The organism is Pseudomonas sp. OV546 (assembly GCF_900116845.1).
GTDB classification, from domain to species: Bacteria; Pseudomonadota; Gammaproteobacteria; order Pseudomonadales; family Pseudomonadaceae; genus Aquipseudomonas; species Aquipseudomonas petroselini.
Genome location: NZ_FPCE01000009.1, coordinates 278,194 through 288,054, shown reverse-complemented (window position 1 = coordinate 288,054; position 9,861 = coordinate 278,194). Strand labels below are relative to the sequence as shown.

The 9,861-nt window shown below is 54.7% G+C and carries 11 protein-coding genes; 5 read left to right on the top strand and 6 right to left on the bottom strand.

The genetic code is table 11. From position 1 onward, the window contains the following. Window positions 1–470 precede the first annotated feature (470 nt). The 3 genes from BM403_RS31650 to BM403_RS21395 all read left to right on the top strand — a co-directional run bounded on the left by BM403_RS31650 (window position 471) and on the right by BM403_RS21395 (window position 2,328). Complete coding sequence (locus BM403_RS31650; protein ID WP_139237996.1) at window positions 471–881, top strand: hypothetical protein; 411 nt, start codon at window positions 471–473, stop codon at window positions 879–881. Window positions 882–897: 16 nt separating this feature from the next. Further along, window positions 898–1,416, top strand: a complete 519-nt coding sequence (locus BM403_RS31645) for a hypothetical protein (RefSeq protein ID WP_139237995.1) — start codon at window positions 898–900, stop codon at window positions 1,414–1,416. Between the two features lie 456 nt (window positions 1,417–1,872). Continuing rightward, window positions 1,873–2,328, top strand: coding sequence for a VOC family protein (locus BM403_RS21395; protein WP_093544657.1), 456 nt, complete (start codon window positions 1,873–1,875; stop codon window positions 2,326–2,328). A 100-nt stretch (window positions 2,329–2,428) separates the two neighbouring features. Here the strand turns inward: BM403_RS21395 and BM403_RS21390 are convergent, their stop codons facing one another. Genes BM403_RS21390 through BM403_RS21380 form a run of 3 tightly spaced genes read right to left on the bottom strand, consistent with a single transcriptional unit; the run spans window position 2,429 to window position 5,213 of the window. Further along, a complete protein-coding gene (locus BM403_RS21390; RefSeq protein ID WP_093544655.1) occupies window positions 2,429–3,289 on the bottom strand; it encodes an SMP-30/gluconolactonase/LRE family protein in 861 nt (286 codons plus the stop codon). A 38-nt stretch (window positions 3,290–3,327) separates the two neighbouring features. Further along, complete coding sequence (locus BM403_RS21385; RefSeq protein ID WP_093544652.1) at window positions 3,328–3,801, bottom strand: DMT family transporter; 474 nt, start codon at window positions 3,799–3,801, stop codon at window positions 3,328–3,330. Window positions 3,802–3,812: 11 nt separating this feature from the next. Continuing rightward, window positions 3,813–5,213 carry an amidohydrolase family protein gene (locus tag BM403_RS21380; RefSeq protein ID WP_093544649.1) on the bottom strand — a complete coding sequence of 467 codons (1,401 nt, stop codon included), beginning with the start codon at window positions 5,211–5,213 and terminating at the stop codon, window positions 3,813–3,815. A gap of 144 nt (window positions 5,214–5,357) precedes the next feature. Between BM403_RS21380 and BM403_RS21375 the strand changes: the two genes are divergently transcribed. Beyond that, on the top strand, window positions 5,358–6,269 hold the full coding sequence (locus tag BM403_RS21375) for a LysR family transcriptional regulator (protein ID WP_093544646.1): 912 nt from the start codon (window positions 5,358–5,360) through the stop codon (window positions 6,267–6,269). Here BM403_RS21375 and BM403_RS21370 read toward each other — a convergent pair. Continuing rightward, window positions 6,182–7,429 carry an MFS transporter gene (locus tag BM403_RS21370; RefSeq protein ID WP_093544643.1) on the bottom strand — a complete coding sequence of 416 codons (1,248 nt, stop codon included), beginning with the start codon at window positions 7,427–7,429 and terminating at the stop codon, window positions 6,182–6,184. The two genes, BM403_RS21375 and BM403_RS21370, sit on opposite strands and share 88 nt — an antisense overlap. Window positions 7,430–7,517: 88 nt before the next feature. Here BM403_RS21370 and BM403_RS21365 point away from each other — a divergent pair, with 88 nt between their 5' ends. After that, on the top strand, window positions 7,518–8,312 hold the full coding sequence (locus BM403_RS21365; RefSeq protein ID WP_093544640.1) for an AraC family transcriptional regulator: 795 nt from the start codon (window positions 7,518–7,520) through the stop codon (window positions 8,310–8,312). A 200-nt stretch (window positions 8,313–8,512) separates the two neighbouring features. On the opposite strand, the gene BM403_RS21360 is transcribed toward BM403_RS21365, so the two are convergent. Further along, window positions 8,513–9,226: an ankyrin repeat domain-containing protein gene (locus tag BM403_RS21360; RefSeq protein ID WP_012724085.1), complete on the bottom strand. Its 714-nt coding sequence runs from the start codon at window positions 9,224–9,226 to the stop codon at window positions 8,513–8,515. 245 nt (window positions 9,227–9,471) lie between these two features. Continuing rightward, window positions 9,472–9,681, bottom strand: coding sequence for a hypothetical protein (locus BM403_RS21355; RefSeq protein ID WP_043205317.1), 210 nt, complete (start codon window positions 9,679–9,681; stop codon window positions 9,472–9,474). Window positions 9,682–9,861: the final 180 nt, after the last annotated feature.

The following is a 9,861-nucleotide window of genomic DNA, read 5'->3' as shown; positions in this document are numbered from 1 at the left end:
GCCTAAATCCTTCCAGTATTCCTGGATAAGACGTTATCGGGATCCGGTTTGCTGAATGGCGATTTCAGCCAGTCGCGACAGGCAGAAATCGGCCAAAAGCGGGCATCGAGCACTGACCTATAGAGCCGATGGCTCATCTCCACCAACTGTTCCTCATTCATAATCTGAAAATGCCGCAGGCGACAGCAAAATCTGCCTGCTATACGGACCATAACAATACGTTGACTGCGCAGTGGCAGTGTGATATCAAATCGCCCGATCATTTTATGAATTGTTTAGCTCTTCAATGGGAATATTATTGAAGAGATGAAAATTGAGACGGTCGCAAACTGCGATCTTAAATATAATAATAGTGAGGTCAGCATGTTGCTTTTCATTAAAGTCAGCAGTTTCGATCATCGATGTCCACCTTTAAAATCTCGTATGAGCGTTATTTCCGACTTTAACGTTGTCTGAGTTGGCAGGAAGCCATGAAAAAACTTTTCTATCTTGTAAGTGTACTCGCATTTGCAGTTCAGATATCAGGATGCTCACAAAAAGTTGTGGCTCGTGGAGCGGAGGGGCTTGCTAATGATGCAAGCGCCTACTTCAAGTCCGATAATGATTGGTCTTGGGGCGGATTATCAACCACCGTGATTGCTATATATCCAGTCGTGGGAAAACCTGTGTTAGAGCCCAATTCTCTTGTGGATTACGGTCAAATAAAAGTGGCTCCTGGGATATACGGTGTAGCATTAAGAATCAATTATGGATACGGCATAGCCTTTCCCTTGGTTAGAGTCGACGCCAAACCTGGCAAGACCTATCTATTCACAGCCAAACCTGTGATGGACGGAGCCGCGGTCAAAGCTGAGTATAAAGAAACAAATACCTTTGATTAAATCCAAGGAGGGGAGCATGAGGTTAAATTTATCATTTCTTAGTTTGTTATTGCTCGTCGGAACAGCAGGGTGTGTGTCTCAGAATATTCCAATAGTCGAGGACAGTAGCGAATCTTCAACTAAGGTTCGTTTTGTTTCGCCGCGAGAGATGGGGTGGATTAACCTATACCCCGAGACAGACTGCAACAACGGTGCACTTGTGGTTTCTGACAATCCCGTCGACAACTTTACAGAGTCACTGCGCGCGCGCGAGCCCAAAAGAATTGGAATGATTGATTCTCCCGATCCGAACTCGCGAGAGGCAGCAGAATACTCGTTCAAAGGAGGTCAAACGATCAACATTGCTGTTACCCATTTCCCAGGGCGCTGCCTTGGCGGTTTAAGCTTTCGCACTGAACCTGGGTCGCAATATGAAGTTGTCCTAGTGAGCAATACATCGAACGGCTGCAAATTCGAGATCAGCAAACTAAGCATTCTCGATGGCGCGCCGCATCGGGAGCCTGTAAAAAAAATAGCACCACTGATTTGCAAGTAGCGTGCGAAGTTTGATGGAGACACTGGGCAGCTTTATTTATTGGATAGATTTTCTGTCATTTCAGAAGCGGTTGCTCATGATTAACCCGTTCTGGGTGATGAATTAGGCCGGGGTTGTTCGTCGCGCATACCTTCGAGCATCGACAACTGATCATGATGCAACCTAAGCGCTCCAATCCATCGCGTCGGACAAGAGGGTGGCATCTCGGCCTATATCGAGGTCGAAGGCTCTTTCGTGGTCGACTGCTGCCCCTGACGACAGGAAGCTAACGGCCAAAAGCGGGCAGTCACTTTTGTTCGCCATCAATCGATAGACAGCTCCTCGCTTACCTCAGTTTGAACGCGGGTTTACCGCCGAATTGGCGCACTTCTACACCAATAATATAGATTCATGAAGTCCATGGAATTCTGAGAGTCTCCGGCTTAACATGGACGTCGATTCAACAGGAAGGCTGCAATGGATCTGAAGTTCAGTCACGTAGATGTACTGGTCAATAATCTGGAAGAAGCCTGTGCTTACTACGCACAGATACTTAATGCCAGGATATCCAAAACGCTCGTTTGGGAACGAGGTGGCCTGCACGTGCGCTACGCGATAGCGCTGATCGGTCAAGAGCGTTTCATGTTGGTACAGCCATTGGCGGGAAACCTGCGGGAGCTATTAGACTCCTCGGGAGAAGGGATGATTTATCGCCACTGCTATTCAACGCCGGATATCGAGAAGGCATACGACGAACTGACGGTCGCCGGTGTTCAGCCAGAAGACGAAAACGGAAAGCCATTGACCCGCGCGAACCTGCAATCCCCATCCGGGACACGCATTATGTGGTTGCCCAAGCGCTTTGGGCACTTCTCTATCGAAATCCTGGAAGATAAGGCGTTAGAGGCATTTGTAGAAGCTGCATTTTCCTGAACTATGGGGCGATGAAGGTCTGCTTGCGGCCAGAAGCGGTCATTAATACGCGCCTACCAAGTTGGCATTCAGAACGGCGCGACAGGCTAGCACCCACTATTCAGTGCAGTCGTCCTGTAAATCGCTCTTCAGGGGATCCGGCAGCTAAAACGGCTTCGGCTTTTATCAGCGTGCCATCGAAATCTGTCGGCTTATCCAGCCCTATCCGTGCGCTGGTGCTGTACAGCGTTGCATAACCGGGGCCCCCTAATACTGGGCAAGTGGTCTGAACACACGGGGATTCGATCACACGGTCAACTCTGCCGTCTGGCGCGTAACGCACCACCCTGCTGCCGCCCCATTCGGCATTCCAGAGAAAACCCTGCGCATCAATACAAGAACCGTCTGGAGCACCCTGACCGTTGACTGTAGTGAATACACGCTGGTTTTCTAGCGACGGGTAATCGCAGCAGAAAATGCATCCTTGCAGGGAGTCCGCGTAATACATGGTGGAACCGTCCGGGCTAAAACAGATGCTGTTCGGGATCGCCACTGCGGGAAGGTCCAGAGTTTCTGTCTCGAGCGCTGCCGCGTTGAGCCGATGAAATCTGCCTATGGTTTGCACCTGCTCACCGGCGTCCATTGTGCTGAATACAAAGTTGCCCATGCGGTCGCAGCGGCCATCATTGATCCGGGTTCCGGGCACGCCAGGGGTGGCTGTGATTTTGCTGAAACGACCGGTGATCAGGTTGTAGTAGCCCAGGCAGGATGCCAGTCCCATCAGCAATACGTCCTCGTCTGCCGTGAGGGCAAATGACCCTAGCTGCTCTGGCAGGGACCAACGCTGTACTTCGCCTCTTTCGGGGTCCAGAGCACGCAACTCGCAGCCGGGGATGTCGGTCCAGAACAGGCGTTCGGTTCTTTCACACCAGACAGGGCACTCGCCAAGAAGACTGGTGGTGTCGGTTAGGGCTTCAAACATGGTTGCGTCCTACGAAACAGGATGGGCAAACAAGGCAGTCAGTTGGAGAAAAGCGCTGACCACCTGTCACCGAACAGGGCGATGGCCAGGCCTGCGAGCATCACCATCGACCCGGCCAACTTGACGAGAGACACTGGCCTTTCCGATGCCCCCATCAATCCGAAATGATCGATAACCAGTGACGAGATAATCTGACCTGCGATAGCGAGGCCCAGCAGGGCTGATAGACCGATTTTTGGCGCAAGCACCACATAGCTAAGCAAGGCACCGGCACCCAGCAGACCGCCCAGCAGGCTCCACCAGGGCTGGGCAGGTATAGCCGCCAGTGAGGCCACTATCCCGCCACGCATCAATGAAAAGACGCCCAGGCATACCGCTCCGGCAGTAAATGAGAACAGCGCCGCCGCTACGGAATCTCCACCCACGCCTTTAGCGAGTTGGCCATTCAGCGTGGTCTGCAGGGTGATGCCAAGCCCCGCGCAGACGGCCAGCAGGTAGTAAGCTGCGTTCATATCGCGCCTCCTTACTTGGCTGACTCAAGCGGCATGAATGTCTCGGCAAAAATATCCGGCTGATAGCCTGCAGCAGCAAACAGATGCTCACGGGATTCGTCGATCGCCGCACGCAGCCTTTCGCTGTCCACGCCCAGCACCTTGCCGCCGCGCTTGACGATGCGCCCGCGAATCATGACCGTGTCGACATTGCTGCGTTCGGCCGCGTGTACAACGGTGCCGAATGCGTTGCCTGATGGGTAAAGGTTGATGTCCTGCGCGCTGATAAGGATCAGGTCGGCCTGTTTGCCAGGGGCCAGGCTGCCGACTTTGTCCTGCAATCCGGCACAGGTGGCGCCGTCAACAGTGGCAGCTTTGAGCAGGCCATGAGCGGCCAGGGTCACGACCGGAAGATGATCTGCGCCGCAGCAGCGCTGCTGATGCATGCCCATAACGCGCTGCAGGTAGAACGCCACCCGCATCTCCATGAACATGTCACCACTGTAGGAGGTTTCGTTGTCAACACTCAGACCCGGGCTGATGCCGTGACGCTGGGCCGACTGCATGGCGAACATTCCATCTTCAATGCCGTAGTGGGCATCTGAACGCGGGCATACGTTGACCCGCACGCCAGCCTCGCGAAGGATTTTCCAGCCGGCGTCCGGCAGCGAGGTGCAGTGGTTGAAGATGTTATCGGGGCGCAGCAGGCCCTCGCGATGCAAAGCCTCCAACTCAGCTGCCATGTCCCCGCCAAAAAATTCGGTGATGATCGGCAGCCCCAGACGCCGCGCCTCAGCCCACAGCTCAGGTTCCAGCTGCGCCATCACCGCCAGCGAGAGCAGCGGGTTGTCACCGTTATTGACGTATTTTTCCTGGAGACGCTCCAGGTTGCCCGGCCAGTGGGCTTTGTCCCACTCACCGGAAACTGGCGCACCGGAGGCGTGTACAGACCGGATACCAGCATCGAGCAGCGCCTCGACCGCAGCATCGGAGTGCGCGCCGGTGCGGCTGTTGTGAGAGTTATCGACCACGGTGGTGATGCCGGCATCGATGCAGCCCAATGCAGTTAGCAGGTTGCCGATATACATGTCAGCCGGGCGATAGTATTTGGCGAACGAGAAGTGCGTGGCGTTGCAGTAGTCTTCCAGGGTTTCGGCATTCGGATTGATTCGACGCAGTTGCCCTTCCCAGGAGTGACGGTGCGTATCGACCATGCCCGGCATGGCAATCATGCCGGATGCCTCGATAACCATAGCGTCGCCGGCCTCAAGGTTTTCACCTATGGCCGTGATGGTGCTGCCTTCGATAAGGATATCGCCGCGCGCCAGATTGCCGATATCGCCATCCATGCTCAGCACAGTGGCGCCGCGGATAAGTGTGCGGGCGGCCGGAGCGGCCGGGGCCTGCACGATGCTGCGGTTATATTCAGCCATTTTCTGTACACCTCTTCAAATTTCGTTGGAAGCAATGTACGCAATGCGATACTGCGGGAAAAAGGTGGTAAAACTGTTTTAATTATTCAATTTCTACGAATAATAAGGCCTTTCCCGATCACTGCTTTGAGGCTGCTAACAGTCATGGACCGTATTCAAGCGATGCAGGTTTTCGTACGTGTGGCTCAAGCAGGAAGCTTTATCCAGGCGGCGCAGACGCTCTCTCTGCCAGCCTCGACAGTTACCAGCAGCGTTAAAAATCTTGAGAAGTACTTGCAGGTGCGCCTGCTGAACAGAACAACGCGGCGAGTCAGCCTGACGCCTGAGGGCGCTCAATATCTGGCGCAATGCAGGGAAATATTGGAGCTGATCGAACACACAGAGATCAGCCTGACGGATTCCGTAAAACGGCCACAGGGGCGTTTGCGTGTCGATATGCCGGGTGGCATTGCACACTTCATCGTCATGCCAAATCTGCAAGACTTTTACCGGCGCTACCCGGATATCTACCTGATGATAGGCGTCAATGACCGGCAGGTTGATCTGATTCAGGAGGGTGTCGATTGCGTCATTCGTACAGGCGAGCTCGATGACTCAACGCTCGTTGCGCGCCCACTCGGCCGGTTTCGCTGGGTGACCTGTGCTTCTGTCGCCTATCTCGAAGAGAACGGTACTCCGCAAACTCCGCAAGATTTGTCTCACCACCGGGCCATCCATTACTTCTCGGGCCGCGCAAGGCAAGCAGGTGAAATGCGCTTTGCCCGTGGCACCGAAAAAATCTCAGTCCCGGTGAACGGCACAGCGGCTGTCAACGAGACTGGGCTTTACATCAAAATGTGCCTTGAAGGTTTAGGGCTGGTGCAGCTCGCTGAGAACGTGGTCAGCGAGCATCTGCGAGAAGGGCGGCTGGTTGAAGTGCTTGCTGACTGGCAGCCCGCATCGGTTCCTGTGCACCTGCTATACCCGCATCAGCGCTTTCTATCGCCAGCTGTGAGCGCATTCGCTGACTGGATTGCTGGGCTTGTTCGCGACGATGATTCAGCAGGTTCAAGTTGAACGTTGCGCCCGGCCAGCATGCCGGTGAATGCGCCGGCTACGGAGATTGCGGCTGTGATCAGCAGCGGTGCTGTCCAGCCACCGGTCCAGTCGTGCAGTTGGCCCAGCAGCAAGGGGCCTGCGGCTGCCATCAGGTAGCCGACGCACTGCGCCATTCCTGAAAGTGCCGCCGTGTCACCGGCATTTTTTGTGCGCAAGCCGATGAAGGTCAGGCCGAGCATCATGCTGGCACCAGAGCCGAAGCCCAGGAGCGCGGCCCACAACATGGCGTAGTCTGGCGCGTAAATGAGCCCGATCAGGGATGAGGCGGTTAACAGGCTGACGGTAGCGGCTGCCAGTTTCTGGTCTTTGAGACGGCGAAGCGTGGCTGCCAGAATCAAGCCGGGAATGGCCGTGGTCAGTTGAAGCGTGCCGTGTACCGTGCCTGCTTGCTCCGGGGATATGCCATGGTCCATCAGAATGGTCGGCAGCCAGCCGACTGCGACATAAAAAGGCATCGCGTTCAGCCCCATGAACAGTGTGACCTGCCATGCCAGCGGCGAACGCCAGACGGCCACGGTTGGCGCTTGTTTCGGACCGGACAGATTTACGTGTTCGTGTTTTCTCAACTGCGGCAGCCACACCACCAGCGCCAACAATGGGGCTGCGACCAACAAACTCAGGGCAATCGGCCATCCCCATGATTGGGTCAGCGGCACTATTACGGCTGAACCGACAGCGCCTGCTGCGCCCATCGTGATGGAGTAAGCGCCGGTCATGGACGCCATTTTTGTTGAGAAGTCGCGTTTGATCAGGCCGGGCAGCAGCACGTTGTCCAGGGCGATCCCGGTGCCTATCAATACCGTACCGGCGTACAACGCCCAGGCACTGCCTGCGGAACGGAGCAGGATGCCCGCTGAAATGACCAACAGTGCACCGAAAAGCGTGCGCTCGATGCCGAACCTGCGGGCGACCGATGCGCTGAGCGGGGAGAAGGCTGCAAAGGCAAGTAATGGCAGTGAAGTAAGCAGGCCTAGAGCTGAGGCACTCAAGCCAAAATCATTCTGGATCAGCGGCACAACGGGCGCGATGCTGGTAAAGGGAACGCGCAGGTTCACGGCGATAAGCAGAATGCCTGCGACGAGCGCGATGGCATGCCACTTGTTTTTTGTATCTGACATATTCTTTATCTGTCCTCTTAAAAGAAGACAACTGTAGAGAACTTCAGAACTGTCTAATATAGATATAAGGACACCTGATACCTAAATTATGCCAAGCTCAAAAAATGTCGTTTCCTCGCCGGAAGATTTCGATTCAGACCTTTTCACCCAGGCAGCGATTGCCCTCAAGGTTGCGCCTGACCTCAATGATTCGGGTGCCCGCCCGCATGATCATCGCAAAGGCCAGCTGATCCTGTCTTTGCATGGCGCAGTGAGCTGTGAGGTGCAAAATGCACTCTGGCTTGTCCCTCCCCAGCACGCCGTATGGATCCCGGGCGGCACGCCGCACAGTTGCCGAGTGACCGAAAACGCCCGGACCTGCTTTCTGTTCGTTGAGCCCGGTGCGGCAGCCATGCCTGAAGAATGCTGCACGGTTGCCATTACGCCCCTTGTTCGGGAGATGATCCTGCATCTCGCTGAACAGGAACCTGCTTACGATTCCGAGGGCAAGACAGCGCGGCTGGTTGCAGCGCTGCTTGAGCAGCTTTCCGATGCTCCGCTGAAAGAGCTGCATTTGCCGATATCAGACCACCCCAAGATCAAACAAATCGCGGATACGCTCTTCTCCGATCCAGGCGACCGAACCACGTTGCGCGAGTGGGCCACTCGGCTTGCAACCAGTGAACGAACGCTGGCCAGGCTTGTAGAAAGCACGACCGGGCTGAGCTTCGGACGCTGGCGTCAACAATTGCATTTGATGATCGCACTGAGTCATTTGGCGGAGGGGGTATCCGTGCAACGTGTGGCGGGCATCCTGGGATATGACTCTGTTAATGCATTCATCACGATGTTCAAAAAAGCCCTGGGTAAACCGCCTACTCAGTATTTTTCCTCTCTGCGCTAGTGCTCTGCTGGCTGATACAAAGCGCCGAGGCTGTAGAACGATCTGTCTGCTATTGGCCGAAAGCGGGCGCTCGCGTGAGGCTGTTATCCGCCCCGCTTAAGAGTGAGTGATCTCACCGCACTGCAGACCGACGGTGCTGACTAGCAATTTAGCTTTTGCCCGACTACCACTCAGTTTTCGTCTCCCATGACGCTAGAAAGTCACCTCAACTGCACAATTTGAGAACCCCACTCAGGCTCTGGAGCCCCTCGTGCCCTCAATTCAGCGAAGACTTGCGCAGAACACTCACCGTAACCCGAATAGCCGAGTTTGATAGCCGACATACCATCTTCCTCCCGAACGTAGGTAGCGTCCGCTCCTGCTTGCAGAAGCAACATAGCGATCTCGCTTCCCTTTTTCTTTCCGGCACTGCACGCGTGGAGCAAGGGCGTCAGCCCGTAGCGATCGACCTGGTCAATGGGTGCGCCGACCTCGATAAGAAATTTCACGAAGGCAATACGAAGCTTGTCCACTGCCGCCTCCATAGCGCCGTCCAGACTTGCGCCTGCATCCGCTAGCAACTTGGCTGCAGCAATCGTCCCGTTGTACACCGCCGATATCATTGCTGTACGGCCGAACTTATCTTTCAGGTCGACCTCTGCTCCGCGTTTGAGCAGCAACTTCGCAAGCTTTAAGTCGCCCCTTCCGCAGACCGACGCCAGCGGCGTTGAGAGTTCACCCGTACCATTGGGGTTTCCTCCATGGTCGAGCGCATGCAGGAGTATTTCCTCCCTGCCGTAATAGGCGGCTTTGTCGAGCACGCTGTGGGGATCAGCTTCAAAGTCATAGTCATGCCCAATGAAATCCAGAAGCTGCTGCAGGTCACAATCACGCATGAGGTTGCTGAGATCGTTTCTAAAACTCAATTCGCTCATTCAGACAAGTCCATTTGTTAGAGGTGAGTTTACGGGTGTTCAATGGATGGCAAAATAGTAGCAGACGATCTTGAGATATCGCTGAGTACGCACGCTCTCGATCAAAAAAATTGAAGGCTTGCATCAATCAAGTAGGAGGGCTTGTTAACCCCATAGATTAAAGTTTACTGGGTTTTTATTGGCTTGCGCACCTAGTTCCGTAGACACCCGAAGGCCGCTTTTGGCCGATTTCTGCCTGTTAGCGATTACTCCGGTGTCATCATGACCGCGAGCGTCATGTGGATAAATTCTTCATTGCGGTCGATGGCGACCAGAGCGCCTCGGATGTTCTCGGCTACATCTGCGGAGCCGCGCTGCTCCACCCAGTTCGACAGCTCCATGATGGAGGCTTCAAGTGCCAACTGGTTTTCGTAGAGTTTGGATAGCAGGGAGGGGAGTAGGTCTGAATTCGGCATGCGCGTTCCTCTTTTGAGTGAACAGCTTAGCAGCCGTTGAAGCTTGGGATTTGATATAGGTCGGCAGGACACCGTGGGAGGGTTATGCAGTTTCGGCATGGGCTGAAATTAGCCCGTTGGGACCAGTCTTGGGACCAACGGGTGCGTTTCGGTGCTTTATTGCTGATTACTCATGACGAC